We start from the raw sequence: 15,078 nt of genomic DNA, 5'->3' as shown, positions 1-15,078 counted from the left end.
CCTCCGATCAACGCATTAGGGTCGCGCGCCATGAACATAGCCCCCCTGCTTGTCGGCCTCGCCGCATTCGCCCTGATCTCCACTCCCGCCATGGCGCAAAAGTCGCCCGAGGCGACCGCCGAAGCCGCGCTCAAAAAGGCGCCGGTGTTCGACGGCCATAATGACGTGCCCTGGGCGCTGCGCGGCCGCGCCGCCAATATGATCAACGATTTCGACTTCGTCGACACGACCGATACCGCAAAGCCCGACGCGGCCCCGCCGGTGATCGCGATGCACACCGACCTTCGGCGCCTGCGCAAGGGCCATGTCGGGGCGCAATTCTGGTCGGTCTATGTCCCCGCGAACAGCAACGAGCAGCAAGCGGTGCAGCAGACGCTCGAACAGATCGACGTCACCAAACGGCTCGTCGCGCGCTACCCCAACGACCTCGCGCTCGCGGCCAATTCGGCCGAGCTTGAAAAGGCGATGAAGGCCGGCAAGATCGCCGGGATGATGGGGATGGAGGGCGGCCAGTCGATCGGCTCGTCGCTCGCCGTGCTGCGCCAGATGTACGACCTCGGCGCGCGCTACATGACGCTGACGCATTCGAAGAACATCCCCTGGGCCGACAGCGCGACCGACGCGCCCGCGCTCGACGGCCTCAACGATTTCGGTCGGCAGGTCGTGCGCGAGATGAACCGCATCGGCATGATCGTCGACCTGAGCCATGTCAGCGAAGCCACGATGAAGGACGCGCTGGAGGTTGCGAAGGCGCCGGTGATGTTCAGCCATTCGGGGGTGCGCGCGGTGAACCCGCATCCGCGCAACGTGCCCGACAGTGTGCTGCCGCTCGTCAAGGCGAATGGCGGGATCGTGATGGTCGTCCTGCTGCCGAGCTTCCTCGACGCCGATGTCCGCGCGCAGGGGCTTGCGCGCACGGCCGAGGAGGCGCGGCTGAAGGCGCTCTATCCGGGCGATCCGGCGGCAGCGAAGGCCGCACTCGCGGCTTGGGATGCCGCGAACCCGGTGCCGAAGACGAATGTGCAGAAGGTCGCCGACCATATCGACCATATCAAGACGACGATCGGGGTCGATCATATCGGGCTCGGCGGCGATTATGACGGAATGGATTCGGCGCCGGTCGGGATGGAGGATGTGTCGGGATACCCCGCGCTCTTCACCGAACTCGCGAAGCGCGGCTATTCGCAGGCCGATCTCGAAAAGGTCGCGATCGGCAACATGCTGCGCGTGCTGAAGGCGGTCGAGGCCTATGCCGCGAGCCAGAAAGGCCAGCCGCCGATCGAGACGCCGGTCGCGAAATAGAGGCTAGCGGCGGCGGAACGGCCAGTCGGTCGCGCCGCCCGCCCATAGCGCCCACCAGATGATCAGCGGCTGCGCGGCGAGGCGCGGCCCGTGGTACCACCAGCTCAGCGTCTCGCCATTGATCGCGACGTTCGCAAGCGCATGGTGAAAGTTCGCGGGCCAGACGCAGAGTGCATAGAGCGCGAGGCCCCAGCCCGCGGCCTTGCGCGTCTGCGGGACCATCAGCCCGAGTGCGCCCGCGAGTTCGGCAACGCCGGTCGCCGCGACGACGAAATCGGGTTGCGGCACCCACGGCGGGGTTATCGCGACGAAGGGCGCGGGCGTCGCGAGATGGCGATAGCCCGCATAGCCATAGGCAAGCGCCAGCAGCCAACGCAGCAGTGCGCGGATGCCGTCCCGGCCGGGGCTCACCGTCCGATTGCGGCGAGCATCGCCTCGACGCTGGTGAACTTCTCGCGCGGGTTGCCGTCGAGCGCGGCCGCGATTTCGGCCGCTTCGATCTTGCGCCAGTCGCGGAAGGTGACGGGCACGATATCGCGGCTCGCGAGCAGCGCGTCGAGCCCGGCGCGCCCCGCCTTGCCCGCGCCGCGCCCGATGTCCTCCAACACCATTTCGGCGATGCGGGCACCGTCGGGCTTGTTCGTCCCGATCGTTCCCGACGGGCCGCGCCGGGCCCAGCCTACCGCATAGAGCCCGGGAAGCACCCGCCCCTCGTCGCTCGCGAAGCGGCCGCGGCCATGCTCATAGGGGACACCGGGGATCGGCGGGGTCTGATAGCCGATGCAGCTGATCACCAGCCCCGCGTCGATCGCATAGGTTTCGCCGGTGCCGTGGCTGCGCAGGTCGGCGTCGAGCGTCGTGCGTTCGACGATCACGCGCTCGACGCGGCCATCGCCTTCGATCCGGACGGGCATCGCAAAGAAGTCGAACTCGATCGTCACGGGCTTTGCGACCGGGTTGGCCGCGAAGCTGCGGAGGTGTGTCACCGACTTGCGCATCCCGGGCTCGAGCATGGCGTCGTCGCCTTCGTCGGGAAGGTCGGCGGGGTCGACGCGCGGGCTAGCGCGCTCGAGATGGCCGAGCTCGCCAAGTTCCTTGGGGGTCATGGCGATCTGGTGCGGGCCGCGGCGCCCGAGAATGTGGATCTCGCGCACCGCGCTGTCGGAAAGCGCCGTGCGGGCGTGCGACACGATATCGCTGCCCGCGAACTCCTCCGGGGTCTTGGCAAGGATGCGGGCGACGTCGAGCGCGACATTGCCGTTGCCGACGACCACAACGCCGGGGGCATCGAGCGACGGATCGAGCTTCGCGAAATCGGGATGGCCGTTGTACCAGCCCACGAAGGCCGCGCTGCCGATCACCCCCGGCAGCGAGGCGCCGGGGATGTCGAGCGGGCGATCGTGCGGGGCGCCAGTCGCCAGGACCACGGCGTCATAGAGGCCCGTCAATTCATCGATGCTGACGTCGGTGCCGACCGAGACATGGCCGACGAAGCGGACGTTGTCGGTGAGCGCGACGCCTTCGTAGCGGCGCGACACCGCCTTGATCGACTGGTGATCGGGGGCGACGCCGGTGCGGATCAGGCCATAGGGAACGGGCAACCTGTCGATGACGTCGATCGCGATATCGTCGGCTTTCTGCAATGCTTCGGCGGTATAATATCCTGCCGGACCCGACCCGACGATCGCGACATGACGCATCAACCCACCTCCATGTGCGGGGTCTGCGCCAGGGCGCGGCCCCTCTTGTTATGGCGCGATGCTAGCGGCGAAATGCCGGAGGGCAAGCGGGCTGTTGCAAATCGGCGCAGCGGCCTTGACAGGACGGCCACGCAATCATATTGCGCCCGCCTCGCTGCCCCGTCGTCTAATGGTAAGACTACGGATTCTGATTCCGTCTATTGAGGTTCGAATCCTCACGGGGCATCCAGAACCATGTCAGATTTCATCTGAAGCCGCTCCTAATTTCATAGATGAGCGATTCTTTCGTATCCCGTTGAGATTTACCCCGCAATTTTCAGATTTGCAGAGGTGTGGGGTAGATGGCAGATTTATGCCATTTAGGGAGCCCGGCGGAGACTGCATTCAGCGATTCAAGGTGCCAACCGTCGAGTTTCACCAATGCTATTCGCTCCATTTAAGACGATGGCCCGAGACGCATATGCCCGCGGTACCTAGTTTTTGACCAATCCCAAGGCGATCGGTTGTCAGCATTGCGCCTGATTTCAGCCTTTCAGCCCGAGTCACTCGCCACCTGAAAGCGGTCGCTTGGATTTAGTGAGCGATGGCGACACGAGGCAATACCGAACCCCTTGCTCAATCAATCGCGCGTAACCGCCGATGGAGCGGAATCTTGGCGCGACGCGCCTGCATTCATGGTATACTCTCCATGTTAGCGGCGCGCTTCTCGTGTTCGCGAGCGCGCCGTTTCTCCCCGGACCCGGCTTTCAAGCCCGTCAGCTCTCCGGTCTCCCCGAAAGGGGCCATGATGACCCGCACCATCCATGCCGACGTTGCGCTCAATCTCGCGCTTGCCGTCATTGCCGCCTCCGATGCACCCGCCCTGCTGCTCGACCAGGATTTCACGATCATTGCGGCCAGCACGTCCTTCTGCCGCGCCTTCGCGTTCGACCGGCGGCAAGCCGTTGGGCGGACGCCGATGGAACTGGGAGACGGCGAGTGGGACGTGCCGCAACTTCGGACATTGCTCGGCGTCACCTTTCGCGGCGACGCAGAGATAGAATGCTATGAAATGGACCTCGATGGCCCGGGCGCGCCCCGCCGGCTCGTGCTCCGTGCGAAGATGCTCGACTATGGCGATCTAGCCCGGCCGCGCTTGCTGCTGACCATTTCGGACGTGACCGAAGCGCGGATCAGCGAAAAGTTGAAGGATGACCTGTTGCGCGAGAAGGCGATCCTGCTTCAGGAGCTTCAGCATCGCGTCGCCAACAGCCTTCAGATCATCGCCAGCGTGCTCATGCAGAGTGCGAGGCGGGTGCAGTCGGAAGAGACGAGAAGCCATCTTCGCGATGCGCATAATCGCGTGATGTCGATTGCCACCGTCCAGCAACATCTGGCGGCGTCACGGTTGGGCGAGGTCGAATTGCGTGCCTACTTCACGCAGCTTTGCCAGAGCCTCGGCGCCTCGATGATCCGCGACCCGGACCTTGTCTCGCTCAAGGTGAGCGCGGACGACAGCATGGTGAATGCCGACATCTCGGTCAGCCTCGGGTTGATCGTGACGGAACTCGTGATCAATGCGCTGAAGCACGCGTTCCCGGGCGAACGCGGTGGAGCGATCCTGGTGGATTATCATGCACTGGGCGAGGCATGGAAACTGACGGTCCGTGACGACGGCGTAGGCACACCGCGCAAGCTGGCTGCGGCCAAGCCCGGCCTCGGGACCAGTATTGTCGAAGCCCTGGCGAGACAGCTTCACGCGACCGTCGAAACGGTGGGCGCCAATCCCGGAACTAGGGTTTCGATCGTGCACGACGCGCCGGTCGGTGCGGGCTGAAGCGGGCGCGGCCGGTTGACAAGATGGTTCTGCCAACTTCCGCCATGATCGGGATGAAAAACTGCCGCCCCCGCATTGAGCGGAGGCGGCAGATCCCCTTTTGATGGGCGTTCGTTTTACTGCGGGCTGAGCCGCAGGCGAAGATTCAGGCGATCGATCCTCGACTGAAGCGCGGCTTCATTGCGCGCTGACAGGCGGTCCATCCGGTCATGACGCATGGCCCGCTCGCTGGCGCGAATGGATCGCAGCTCGCGGCTGGCACTCATGGCCGTCCGGTTGTCGATCGTGCGCTCCGATCGCGCGGTGCGGACATATTGGTCGAGGTTGGCGAGCTGCGAGAGGATAGCGGGGCGGTTCGCCCCATAGTCGCTGTCCATGCCCTCGCGCCCGGTAGGAACCCAGCGCCCGCGGGCGTCGTAATAGCCCGTCGTCACTCCGGCGTTCCATCGGCCGTTCCGATCATAATAGCCGGGATGCGGATCGGCGATCCACTGGCCGTTCGCGTCGCGGCGACCGCTCGCGGCGCCGGCAATCCACTGGCCGTTCGCGTCATAATGGCCGACGGTCACGCCCGCGACCCAGCGGCCGCGCTGATCATAGTGGCCACTTGCGGCACCGGTTATCCAGCGATCATTGTCATCATAATAGCCGGCCGAAGAGGCTGGTATCCAGCGGTTCTGGCCGTCATAGCTGCCGCTTGCCGTTCCGTCCTCGCGCTGGGGAATCCAGTTGCGCCGTTCGTCATAATAGCCGTTCGGCGTTCCGGTGACCCACTTGTTATCGCGGTCATAATAGCCGGTAGCTCGGCCGCGCGCGGTCAATGTTGCGTGCCACGCGCCGGCGGTGTCGTAATAGCCATAGGCGTCGTCGCGGCGAGTTGGCGGGTTTGAAGCGGTGTTTCCGATCCAACGCCCGCGATCGTCATACCGGCCACTCGTCGAACCCGGCACCCAGAGGTCGTCGCGGTCGTAATAACCGTTCGCTGATGCGGGCACCCATTCGCCGCCCGGTCGATAGTCGCCTTCTCCGCGACTGGACGCCGCGTAAGTGACCCAGCGGCCATCGCTGCCATATCGACCGTTGGGCGGACCATCGACCCATATCCCGTCACGATTATAATAGCCGCGGGCATCGGAGGAGTTCACCCCGGTGGCGTGCCAGCGATTTTCATTGTCGTAATAGCCAAAGGCATCGCGGCAATCGCGCGTCGGTTTGGCGATCTGGTTGGCGAGAACGGCTCCTGCGGCGGCGCCGACCACGGTTCCGACCGTCTTGTCGCCACGACCGGCGACGACATTGCCGAGCACGCCGCCGGCCGCCGCTCCACCGATGGTGGCGACGACGCGCGTCGAGCGCTGTTCTTCGCAGGTCGCCTGCGACTGCGTTCGTGCGCCGGCGATGGACGGAACAAGGGCGATGGCGGCGATATTCGCCGCGAGAATAAACCTGTACATTTGGGGGCTCCTGGAGCTGACAAGATGCCGCTCGCAATTAAACAACGCTCAGTATTTTTTATAGTTCCCCTATTTCCCCCGTTTCCTGAAATTATGGTTTCAAGATTCGATTTATTTTTTCATATCATGATAAATATATTGGGTAATTTATATTGTTTCTAATCGGGATTTTATCAACGGTCTTGGTAGACGGGTGGGAGATTTGATGAGATGTGCGCAGAATATCCCCGTCGCCGCCTGAGCCGGCACGCGAAAAATCAGGCTGAAATGACGGGCGGGAGTGAACGCACCGCTGGCCTTGCACCAAACAGCCTGCCGCGGGCGATCAGTCGCGCCCTGCGGCCCATATCGTCGTCACAGTTGGCGAATGACTCGTGTGCGATGTTGATAGGTGCTGTACCGCCTGCCGACGCGTCAATTGGCGAAGTCGTCGGCGAGCTTACGGGTCAGGCTCTCTATCTCCGTTCTTTGCCTTTCGGAGTCGGTGGCCGCCGGCTCGGGAATTGCGGCGCTTGGGTTTCGGATGGGCGCGAGCTCGGGGAAGTGGCCACCTTCATTTTTCCAGCTCTCGACAGCCGATCGCCTGTCCGCTTCATGCCGCGAAGGTAACGCCATCACGCGAGGCGCGGCTGCAGCCCGCCCCGACTTCAAAACCTCTGATATAGTCGGCATGACCCGGCTCCGTCGCCGAGCGGGAGTATGGAGGAATCTCTCAGTCGCACCGGCGCTCAAGGCATGGAATGCAATACCCTCCATCTGGGATGATGCATGGCCAATGCTAGGGTAGAGCCATCACATTCGTCGATGGCTCGGATGGCGCTTTGGGGAACTACGTCTCTGGCTTGCTGACGTACGATCGACGCTGTTGCATGGCCTTGGCACTATCGCCGCCGTAGGATCGACCTTTTGCCATCGCTGATGGGGCGGCCGGCGTCCGCATGGCGGACCTTTCGGGAAGGATCGCTATTGCTCCACGATACCAGGCTTCTCGCCATGCTCCTCATGGGACTGGTGCTCGCCTTCATCGGCGGGTTTATGGCGAGCAGGCTCAAGCTGCCGCCGCTCGTCGGCTATCTGCTTGCTGGCTTGGCCGTCGGCTCGTTCACTCGGGGTTTCTTGGGGGGCGGCGCCGATGTAGCGAACCAGTTCGCCGAAATCGGCATCCTGCTGATGTTCGGTGTAGGGATGCGGTTCGATCAAGGATATGATCGCCGCCGGCCGGTTGATCGTCGAGGCTCTCGTCAGGGTACTGGCGTCGGTATTGCTGTCGGCATTGATGGGCGCGCCGGGGGGGGGGGTGAAGGAGCTATGGGCGGAGCACAACCTGTGAAAGGAACGCGATCATATTTTGCACAATTTTGTGGCCGGCACCTTCTCGATCTCAGGGCGAACCCCTGGGGCCGGGGGCTCTTCGTCAGTTATTGCACCGTTTGCGGTTGCGAGATGGTCAAACTGACCGGCCTGGTATGGCAGGCAAGCGGACAGCGGGGCTGAGACGATCTTCTTCTGCCGCTCTTCTTTTGCCGCTCGGCCGACCGGAAACGCGCTATTTGTCTTCTCGTATGATGATCGGGAACAATGCTCTCTCTGGCGCGTCGTCTCCATGCCCACTACCGGGCATTTGAAGAGAGGAGAATGGTCATGGTCAACCCCGACCAGAACCAGACCGGCAACCAGCCGGGCCGCAAGCCGGAAGGCGAGCGCCAGCCCCAGCAGGAAGATGGCGATCGCCGTCAGCCCGGCCAGCCGGACCGCGACAAGCGGCCTCAGCAGGGCGGAGAGACGGCAAAGCCGGGCAAGCAGAGCAGCTAGCCCCAGCTAACGGATCTTCCCCGACCGGGCTGCGTGTCGATGCGTGGCCCGGTTTCGTCTTTAGAAGTATCCTGCCACCCTTCCAGTGACTCCCGGCCGCTGGCAGTGTGCGATTTTCGCATAACCTGTTGGAAAAATGTGCCTTCGCACCACATAGGCAAGTACCGGTGAGGCGATAATCGTCGAGAAGCGAGGTCGCGGCCGAATGGCGCGTCCGTGCGATCCGATCGTCTTCAAGTAGCGGATTGAGGCACATAGTGCGGACTGTTGCATCAAGCGAGAGTACAACAATCTTCCCTTTGTCTCATGCAGCTTGTTCAGAATTCAGGTCACGAAGCCCTGCTACCACGGATCGCTAAAACCAAGACCCTATCGTTCGAAGCTGGCACGAGTGGCGGTTTGACGGGCGTAAACGGGAAATGTTCCTGATTATCGAAGCCGATGTGCTGCTCCGGTTCGGCGGGAATGGTCATGATATGGTGATGTTAGAGGATTTGCGCGGGGCTTCGGTTGCGCGGTCGCCCGCTTCGCCTGGTGCAATCGACCGCATCCGTATCCTTCCCGTTCGCCATTAGCTTGTCGCTTTGGCAGCGGCGCATAATCGATTCATTAATCCTGCTTCGAGCGGCCCGCCTATATCGTGGAGTTTATGAAGCCGTTCGGCAACGATTTTCCAGATATGGGCGGCCGCGCGATCGCCAAGGCGGGCCGCCTCGACTTCCTTGCCGACGGCAAACTGTTCCGAAGCTGTGCCGTGGCGATTTTCCGCGTCGAGCATCGCCCTTGAAATGATCTGTTCGCAATCAGGATCATCGGCTTGTTCGCTTAAGCTGCGCTCCCGAATGCGCTGGCGAAGGAGTTCGGCGCGATCGTCATGAACGTTGGTGTTTTGCGAAGTCTCCGGGGGCAATTGCCCGGCATGGCTGCGGGAGATACCTTCGTCCGTCGATGGCCGTTCAGAGCCGCGCTTGACCGTGCTTGTGGTGCTCACATTGTCGTCCAGCATCGTATCGTCGGCAAGAGTCGAGAGCGCGATGTCATCATATCCGAGCGACCGATAGATATCGCGGCCGATGACCCGGAGCGCTTCCTCGATGTCGGCCAGCCGGCCGCCTATATCTTCGAGTGCTGACGCTCTGCGTTCCTGAGGCTTCATGCTGAACCCCTTTTGAATGAGAAGCTCGGCAATGAGTGTGTCGACGAGGAAATCCCCATATCCGGTGACCGGTTCTGAGGTTGCTGGGTCGGCCCTTGGGCGTACGGAACCAGGCTGCGTTCTTATTGGAAGTCCGTCTTTGAGGCCGCGCGGGTCGCGATATTCGGCGATCCGCTTGGTATAGTGACTAGGCAAATCGAAGTTGGGCAAAAGATGTCCATTGCGCCGCGCCCGGCTTACTGCAATCAAGGCCATCTGATAGTGATCGAGAAGGTGATTGAGATCCATGTTCCGTCTCCCATGTGCGGGAGCGCGAAAGTCTCTCGGTCGCCAACATGCAAAAAACGAATCTGGCGATGTCTTGAATGTGGTGCGAACAACCGCTGATTACAAGGTCAATGGTCACCGTAGAAACCAGCCGTTCCGGTGGCGGTCAACGCGCGGCATGATCATGCTCGCGTCCGGCAACCTGAGGGGCGATGGTCGCAGGGATGGATCGACCGGACAGAAAAAGCCCCATCCTTCGACGGGGCTTTTTCCATCCTCTGTGGTCGTGACCAAAGGAAGCCCCATCAACTCTCACGAGGGTCGCATCAGAGAGTCTTTGTATAGAGAGCCTAGGCTTATCCACGAGAGAGTCGAGCGGTAAAATCCGCCAGGCGCGAAAGATTGAAGCCTCGCTCGGCGGTTATTGCGCTCGTGATACGCTTCGGTTTCGCACGGGGCTCGGGTGGACCGGAGGGAATGCGACGATGCGGGCTGGGCGGGTGGAATGGTCTCGTTCTGCGCGGCGAATTGATGCCGGCATTATGTCCGTCTGTGTTAGGATGAGGCATCACCCGATTTCGATCGCAAGCTTCCCGTGACTGAGAGACATCGAGCTCCCGCTTGCCGACGGGAGTCTATTCGATGATTGCCATCCACGAACCCTCGCAACCTTTCGGCCGGATCATTCGGCTGTGGAACCGGCTTCTCACTCATGGGCTGGAACATGTCCCGCAAACAATCGAAAACGCGTTTCGCCAGTCGCGTCGCAGGCGGCGCGACCTGGAGCGCGCAATCGATAGCTGGGCGCGTGAGAGCAACGCCCGCTCGGGGGCCTCGCAACCAGCCCATCTTCAAATCGCACAATCGTTTCCCGTCCAACAAGCGATTGAACAATGGGACAATGAAGGCGGAGCACAACCCCGACGAGGACCGCGGCTGTGATTTTGCACAATCTTTTCGGCCGCCACGTTGCTTGCATCAGGATCGCCCGGATCGTGACAAGTGGCCGCACCAGGGTGGAGAAGCCGCAGCGCTAGGCAGGTGGGGCGGCTAGTTCTGGGCGGGTTCCGTTTTTGGGAAGCGTCCCGTGGCGTTTTAAGTCGTCTCCGGTCGCCGGCTAGCGTCCGATTTCGCTTCACATGCGGGAACGGCGCACCTGCGCGACCGCATCGGCAAGGGTGGAATAGCGATAACCGTCCAGGACATAGGTCGCCACGGGAACGCGGGTAATGCTGTATCGATCGAGTGTTTTACGTTCGGCCGCATCGATTCTGCCGCTCTTGCACGATCGGTCGTTTCCGGGAGGAGTCTTGTCCATGACGAAGCCTTTCAATCCTTGAGCTGGTCGAGAAGATTCGTGATCCTGATCGTGGCGACGGTCGAAAAGGCGTCGGATATGGCATAGGGAAGCAGGATGCGTTCTCCCACCTTTATGGCGCCGCACGAGTAGACCACGTTCGGGACATAGCCATGGCGCTCCGCGGCCGCCGGCTGGACGAGCGGCACGGGCGAGCGCCCGAGCACGCGCGAGGGATCGGTCTTGTCGAGTAGAACAGCGCCGATCGAATAATGGCGTACGGGGCCGACGCCATGGGTGAAGAGCAGCCAGCCTTCGTCGAGTTCGATGGGCGAGCCACAATTGCCGATCTGGACGAACTCCCAGGGATATTTGGGCTTCACGATCACCTCGCCGAGACCCCATTCGTGGAGGTCGTCCGACAGGATGAGGTGCAGGCTCTCATTGTCGTGGCGCGCGATCATCGCATAGCGGCCGCCGATCTTTCGTGGAAAAAGCGCCATCCCCTTGTTGCGCGCCGCGGCGCCCTTGAGCGGTACCAGATGGAATGTCACGAAGTCCCGGGTTTCGATCAGCTCCGACCTTATGCCGCTTCCGCTGTAGGCGGTGAAGGTCGCATAATAGATGGTCTGGCCTTCGTCGTGGAAGGCGACGAAGCGGGCATCCTCGATCCCGTTCGCCTGCATCTCTGTGACGGGGAAGATCACCCGCTCGGCGATGTCGCTGGCGGGATCGAAGCCTAGTTCCAGACGATCGCCGACACGGGCGGTCACGACGGGCGTCGCGGCGAGCCGCGCGGGCGGGTCGATGGTAACGGTTCCGTCGGCGGCCAATATTCCCGACCGAAACGTCAGGGAAGAGATATGGCCCTCGCCGACGGCGCGCAGGCTGAGGATGAAGCGGCGGCATCCTGCGGCGACTCCCGACTGGTCGGGGTGCGGCACGATGCTGGGATTGAACAGCGCCGCCGCTTCGAAGCTGTACTCATGAAGGAAGTAGGCGCCGACGAGCTGGCGCTGCGCCTGCGAGAAACTCATGTGAGCGGCAAACGCATCCTCCATTTCCGCGGTACGCCGTTCGAAGATTGCGGGAAGGTTGCGGTGCCGGTCGTCGAAGTTGCGCAGCGTCTCGGCAAGCAGCGCGTCGGTTTCGTCCGGGGTCATCGCGAGGACGCGGTCGACGATGTGATTGGCGCGGGTCTTGTCGACGGGATTCAGGTCGCGAGGTTCCACCGCCGGCCGGAACGGGCGGACGACGACGCGCGACGGGTCGGGCCGCAAGTGAAGCGCCTGCCGGTTGAAGAAGGGCGCGGATGGCGGAGTTCCCTCAGGCATCGATGGCGTCGTGTGTGGATTCGCTCGTCGGTGACGGCGCCCGCCAGCCCGTCGCTTTCAGGCGCTGCATGTCGGCCAGCGCGAGCAGGAAGGACAACACCGATTCCGCGCCGCGGTTCTCGTTCGCGCGGTCCGGGTGGAGCCCGTCGCGGCAACTACCCGTCGCGACGTCGGCCAGTTCAATGCCGAGATCGTTCGCGCCAATAAACCATGCGAAGGCGCGCTCGGCTTCCGCGCGCCACGAAGAGGCCGGATCGACAGCTTCCGCCGCGATACAGGCCGCGATCGTCGCGCAAGCCTCCAGCGGTTGTTGATCGAACGGTTCGGGACTGTTGCGCGAGGCCATCAGGAAGCCATGCGAGCCGACGGGCCGGAAATGACCTTCGGGCGCTGTCTGCACGGCCACCAGCCACCGCAGGCTTCGCAGCCCTGTCTCGATCATGGTCGCCGAGCACGCTGCGGCGCCCGTGACGATCAGCGCTTGCGGCAGCCGGGCGTTGTCATAGCTGAGGCCATTTTCGAACCATGTCCATTCAGGACCTTCTCGTGCACACAGCAACCTTTCGAGGCGGCCGGCCAGTTCGGCGCGTAGGCGCGCGGCGGCATAATCTTCGGCATAAACCGCGCAATAGGATGCGAGGCCGAGCAAGGTGAACGCCCAGGACCGCGGCGCGGTGAAGGCCTCGACCTCGGGCAGCGCCTCGCTGAACAGCTCTTTTGCCCAACGCGCATGGCCAAGAGAGCAGGCTCGCGCGCTATAGGCGCCCAGCGCCCAGAGCGTCCTTCCGTGGCTATCCTCCGAGCCCGCATCTTCGAGCCATCGCCGGTCGAAGCCCATGAAATTGCGAAAGCGTCGATTGCCGGGATTCCAGCCGTGCTGGATGAAGCCCGCGAACGTGAGTGACAGCCGGCGCGTCAGCGCCGCATCGGGGCCGCCGGCGTGACTGCAGCACAGCAGCAGCGCCCGTGCATTGTCGTCGATGCAATATCCATGACTGCGGTCGGCGATCGCATGGACCGCATGCTGGAATATTCCCGTGTCGTCGGACATCGCGGCGAGATGGTCGAGTGACATCGGTGGAAGGCCGCCTTGGACGTTTGCCCGCAGGGGAACCGGCCCGGGTTCGGGCATCCCCGCCCGGCCGCCGGACGCAAGCCTGGGCTCGCGGCAAGCCTTGCGAAAACTCGCGGCATAGCGCCGTGCCGTATTGGCCCATATCATGGGGCGGCTCGCCGCATAGGCCTTGCGCCCCATCGCCACGCGTTCGGGGTCGTTGCCCAGCAGATCGCAAATCGCCGGACCGAAGCCCGCCGGATTGTCGAACGGGATCAGGACGCCCGACCCGTCGGCGAGCAACGCGGCGGCGTGCCAATAGGGCGTGGAAACGACCGGACGCCCCAGACCATGCGAATAGGCGAGCGTTCCCGACGTCATTTGCGCCGCCGACAGATAAGGCGTCGCGTAGATATCGCACATCGCGATATGATCGAGCAGTTCGGGGCGGTCGACGAAACGGTTGATGAACGCGACATGGTCATCGAGGCCAAGCTCGCGTACCCGCGCCATCAGCGTGTCGCGATAACGCTCGCCCTCACGCGCCAGTAAGGCGGGATGCGTGGCGCCCATCACCACATAGAGAGTATCGGGCGTGCTCCGGACAATCTCGGGCATAGCGTCGATTATCGTCTCGATGCCCTTGTTCGGGCTCATCAGCCCGAACGTCAGAATCACCTTGCGATCGGTAAACCCCAAACGCTTCTTGGCGGCTCGCGTCGAGGCTAGCGGAACATCGGGAATGCCGTGGGGGATAACGTCAATCTTCCCTGGATTGGCACCATAGACGTCGATTAGCATGTCGCGCGCCTTGTCGGCCATGACGACCACCCGCGCCGATGCGGTAATGATATCTTTCATGACGCGGCGCTGCGCCGTGGTTGGCCGATCGAGCACCGTGTGCAAGGTGGTGACGAGCGGCGCATCTAGCCTCGCTACGAGGCCGAGAATCAGCGCGCCTGCCTCGCCGCCGAAGATACCGAACTCATGCTGGAGGCAGACGAGATCAAAGGCCTCGCGATTGATGAAGTCGGCGGCGGCGCGATAGTCGGCCGCCTGGTCCTGACGGATCTTCTTGCGGACGGGTGGCGGAAATTCATGGTCGCCGCCCGGCTCGATCATCGCGACAATGGCCGTATCCGCAACCTCGCCGAGCGCGCCGACCGCGAGGTCGAGGTCGGTTGTGAAGGTGGCTATACCGCAGCGGCGCGGGAGGGCATTGCCGACGAAGGCAATCCGCAGCGCCGGCGTGTGCAGGCCATCTCAGTGCTTGCCTTTCGGTTTCGCGGTCAGGTTCACCGCGGATGCTTCGTGGGCGGCGAGGCCGGTGAGCGCTTTCGGCTTCGTCGCCTTGGGCTTGCGGGTCTCGCGATTGCTGCGCTTTTGCGATTTTGCCATGTCAGACGTCCTTCCGTTCGATCGCCCGGTACGAGAATTCGTTCGAACGCTGCGGGCGCGCCGAAGCGATCGCATCGGGCCTGACAATTTGAGAAAGATAGGGACGGTGACGGTAGGGGAAGGATTTGAAGCGCTGACCGAGGCTTTCGATCTTGCGCCGATATCGCATGACCTCCGAGGGCTTGGTCGCGGCGGAATAGCGCATCAGCGCGATCTGTTCGTCTTCGAGTAGCTGGTTGAGGCACATGGTGCGTGCTCCTGCATCAAGCGAGAGCACGATATTTGTCCCTCTGTCACATGGAGCTTGTTCGGAATTCAGGTGATGTGGCCGTATAACACATTCTGCGAGGATCGCCGCACGAATATGGGATTGAGAGATTTTAACTCTAGTTCGCCGATGGGCGATAAAAACGGAGGGCATCGAAGTCTAACCAGCAAACTCTATATCCTAGAGAGCGAGCGCTCAGGCTTGCTTCTGAACGTCCGCT

The 15,078-nt window shown here is 62.6% G+C and carries 15 protein-coding genes, 1 tRNA gene and 1 pseudogene; 8 read left to right on the top strand and 9 right to left on the bottom strand.

Annotated elements, in window-relative coordinates:
* The first annotated feature begins 30 nt into the window (after positions 1 to 30).
* Positions 31 to 1,302 (top strand): dipeptidase, encoded by a 1,272-nt coding sequence (locus QOL68_RS10575; RefSeq protein ID WP_282949500.1) that lies wholly within the window; start codon positions 31 to 33, stop codon positions 1,300 to 1,302.
* A gap of 3 nt (positions 1,303 to 1,305) precedes the next feature.
* Here the strand turns inward: QOL68_RS10575 and QOL68_RS10570 are convergent, their stop codons facing one another.
* On the bottom strand, positions 1,306 to 1,713 hold the full coding sequence (locus tag QOL68_RS10570) for a DoxX family protein (protein ID WP_282949501.1): 408 nt from the start codon (positions 1,711 to 1,713) through the stop codon (positions 1,306 to 1,308).
* The gene (locus tag QOL68_RS10565; RefSeq protein ID WP_282949502.1) at positions 1,710 to 3,002 is read right to left on the bottom strand and encodes an FAD-dependent oxidoreductase; all 1,293 of its coding nucleotides are present in this window, start codon (positions 3,000 to 3,002) and stop codon (positions 1,710 to 1,712) included. Before QOL68_RS10565 ends, QOL68_RS10570 begins: the two co-directional genes overlap by 4 nt.
* Positions 3,003 to 3,157: 155 nt before the next feature.
* On the opposite strand from QOL68_RS10565, the gene QOL68_RS10560 reads away from it, so the two are divergent.
* Both QOL68_RS10560 and QOL68_RS10555 read left to right on the top strand, forming a co-directional pair.
* Positions 3,158 to 3,231, top strand: a tRNA-Gln gene (locus QOL68_RS10560).
* A gap of 423 nt (positions 3,232 to 3,654) precedes the next feature.
* On the top strand, positions 3,655 to 4,818 hold the full coding sequence (locus QOL68_RS10555) for a sensor histidine kinase (RefSeq protein WP_282949503.1): 1,164 nt from the start codon (positions 3,655 to 3,657) through the stop codon (positions 4,816 to 4,818).
* A 116-nt stretch (positions 4,819 to 4,934) separates the two neighbouring features.
* Here QOL68_RS10555 and QOL68_RS10550 read toward each other — a convergent pair whose 3' ends face one another.
* The gene (locus QOL68_RS10550) at positions 4,935 to 6,272 is read right to left on the bottom strand and encodes a glycine zipper 2TM domain-containing protein (RefSeq protein WP_282949504.1); all 1,338 of its coding nucleotides are present in this window, start codon (positions 6,270 to 6,272) and stop codon (positions 4,935 to 4,937) included.
* A 918-nt stretch (positions 6,273 to 7,190) separates the two neighbouring features.
* Here QOL68_RS10550 and QOL68_RS18965 point away from each other — a divergent pair.
* From QOL68_RS18965 to QOL68_RS10530, 4 genes and pseudogenes are all read left to right on the top strand, one after another.
* Positions 7,191 to 7,409 (top strand): annotated as a pseudogene (locus QOL68_RS18965) (hypothetical protein); the annotation flags it as partial.
* A gap of 67 nt (positions 7,410 to 7,476) precedes the next feature.
* The gene (locus QOL68_RS10540; protein WP_282949506.1) at positions 7,477 to 7,602 is read left to right on the top strand and encodes a hypothetical protein; all 126 of its coding nucleotides are present in this window, start codon (positions 7,477 to 7,479) and stop codon (positions 7,600 to 7,602) included.
* Positions 7,603 to 7,913: 311 nt separating this feature from the next.
* The gene (locus QOL68_RS10535; RefSeq protein WP_282949507.1) at positions 7,914 to 8,084 is read left to right on the top strand and encodes a hypothetical protein; all 171 of its coding nucleotides are present in this window, start codon (positions 7,914 to 7,916) and stop codon (positions 8,082 to 8,084) included.
* A 419-nt stretch (positions 8,085 to 8,503) separates the two neighbouring features.
* A complete protein-coding gene (locus tag QOL68_RS10530) occupies positions 8,504 to 8,659 on the top strand; it encodes a hypothetical protein (RefSeq protein WP_282949508.1) in 156 nt (51 codons plus the stop codon).
* Here QOL68_RS10530 and QOL68_RS10525 read toward each other — a convergent pair.
* Entirely contained in the window at positions 8,656 to 9,528 is an 873-nt protein-coding gene (locus QOL68_RS10525) for a hypothetical protein (protein ID WP_282949509.1), read from the bottom strand. The two genes, QOL68_RS10530 and QOL68_RS10525, sit on opposite strands and share 4 nt — an antisense overlap.
* Positions 9,529 to 10,149: 621 nt before the next feature.
* Here QOL68_RS10525 and QOL68_RS10520 point away from each other — a divergent pair.
* Positions 10,150 to 10,449 carry a hypothetical protein gene (locus tag QOL68_RS10520; protein WP_282949510.1) on the top strand — a complete coding sequence of 100 codons (300 nt, stop codon included), beginning with the start codon at positions 10,150 to 10,152 and terminating at the stop codon, positions 10,447 to 10,449.
* 193 nt (positions 10,450 to 10,642) lie between these two features.
* Here the strand turns inward: QOL68_RS10520 and QOL68_RS10515 are convergent, their stop codons facing one another.
* The 5 genes from QOL68_RS10515 to QOL68_RS10495 all read right to left on the bottom strand — a co-directional run bounded on the left by QOL68_RS10515 (position 10,643) and on the right by QOL68_RS10495 (position 14,867).
* Positions 10,643 to 10,825, bottom strand: a complete 183-nt coding sequence (locus tag QOL68_RS10515; protein WP_282949511.1) for a hypothetical protein — start codon at positions 10,823 to 10,825, stop codon at positions 10,643 to 10,645.
* 11 nt (positions 10,826 to 10,836) lie between these two features.
* Positions 10,837 to 12,138, bottom strand: coding sequence for a glycoside hydrolase family 130 protein (locus QOL68_RS10510; RefSeq protein WP_282949512.1), 1,302 nt, complete (start codon positions 12,136 to 12,138; stop codon positions 10,837 to 10,839).
* On the bottom strand, positions 12,131 to 14,314 hold the full coding sequence (locus tag QOL68_RS10505) for a glycosyltransferase family 4 protein (RefSeq protein ID WP_282949513.1): 2,184 nt from the start codon (positions 14,312 to 14,314) through the stop codon (positions 12,131 to 12,133). The genes QOL68_RS10510 and QOL68_RS10505 overlap by 8 nt, the downstream gene beginning before the upstream one ends.
* Positions 14,315 to 14,455: 141 nt before the next feature.
* Positions 14,456 to 14,590, bottom strand: coding sequence for a hypothetical protein (locus QOL68_RS10500; protein ID WP_282949514.1), 135 nt, complete (start codon positions 14,588 to 14,590; stop codon positions 14,456 to 14,458).
* 1 nt (position 14,591) lies between these two features.
* A complete protein-coding gene (locus QOL68_RS10495; protein WP_282949515.1) occupies positions 14,592 to 14,867 on the bottom strand; it encodes a hypothetical protein in 276 nt (91 codons plus the stop codon).
* Positions 14,868 to 15,078 lie beyond the last annotated feature (211 nt).

Origin of the sequence: Sphingopyxis sp. Geo25 (genome assembly GCF_949769135.1) — a bacterium.
Classification (GTDB): Bacteria; Pseudomonadota; Alphaproteobacteria; order Sphingomonadales; family Sphingomonadaceae; genus Sphingopyxis.
The sequence above is the reverse complement of the archived record's forward strand: the minus strand, read 5'-3'. Positions and strand labels throughout refer to the sequence as shown.

What these genes read in the sequence shown, in the direction of transcription:
- QOL68_RS10575 (WP_282949500.1), top strand. Translation starts at nt 31, where the DNA reads ATGAACATAGCCCCCCTGCTTGTCGGCCTCGCCGCATTCGCCCTGATC.
- QOL68_RS10565 (WP_282949502.1), bottom strand. Translation starts at nt 3,002, where the DNA reads ATGCGTCATGTCGCGATCGTCGGGTCGGGTCCGGCAGGATATTATACC.
- QOL68_RS10550 (WP_282949504.1), bottom strand. Translation starts at nt 6,272, where the DNA reads ATGTACAGGTTTATTCTCGCGGCGAATATCGCCGCCATCGCCCTTGTT.
- QOL68_RS10540 (WP_282949506.1), top strand. Translation starts at nt 7,477, where the DNA reads ATGATCGCCGCCGGCCGGTTGATCGTCGAGGCTCTCGTCAGGGTACTG.
- QOL68_RS10535 (WP_282949507.1), top strand. Translation starts at nt 7,914, where the DNA reads ATGGTCAACCCCGACCAGAACCAGACCGGCAACCAGCCGGGCCGCAAG.
- QOL68_RS10530 (WP_282949508.1), top strand. Translation starts at nt 8,504, where the DNA reads ATGTTCCTGATTATCGAAGCCGATGTGCTGCTCCGGTTCGGCGGGAAT.
- QOL68_RS10525 (WP_282949509.1), bottom strand. Translation starts at nt 9,528, where the DNA reads ATGGATCTCAATCACCTTCTCGATCACTATCAGATGGCCTTGATTGCA.
- QOL68_RS10520 (WP_282949510.1), top strand. Translation starts at nt 10,150, where the DNA reads ATGATTGCCATCCACGAACCCTCGCAACCTTTCGGCCGGATCATTCGG.
- QOL68_RS10515 (WP_282949511.1), bottom strand. Translation starts at nt 10,825, where the DNA reads ATGGACAAGACTCCTCCCGGAAACGACCGATCGTGCAAGAGCGGCAGA.
- QOL68_RS10510 (WP_282949512.1), bottom strand. Translation starts at nt 12,138, where the DNA reads ATGCCTGAGGGAACTCCGCCATCCGCGCCCTTCTTCAACCGGCAGGCG.
- QOL68_RS10505 (WP_282949513.1), bottom strand. Translation starts at nt 14,314, where the DNA reads ATGATCGAGCCGGGCGGCGACCATGAATTTCCGCCACCCGTCCGCAAG.
- QOL68_RS10500 (WP_282949514.1), bottom strand. Translation starts at nt 14,590, where the DNA reads ATGGCAAAATCGCAAAAGCGCAGCAATCGCGAGACCCGCAAGCCCAAG.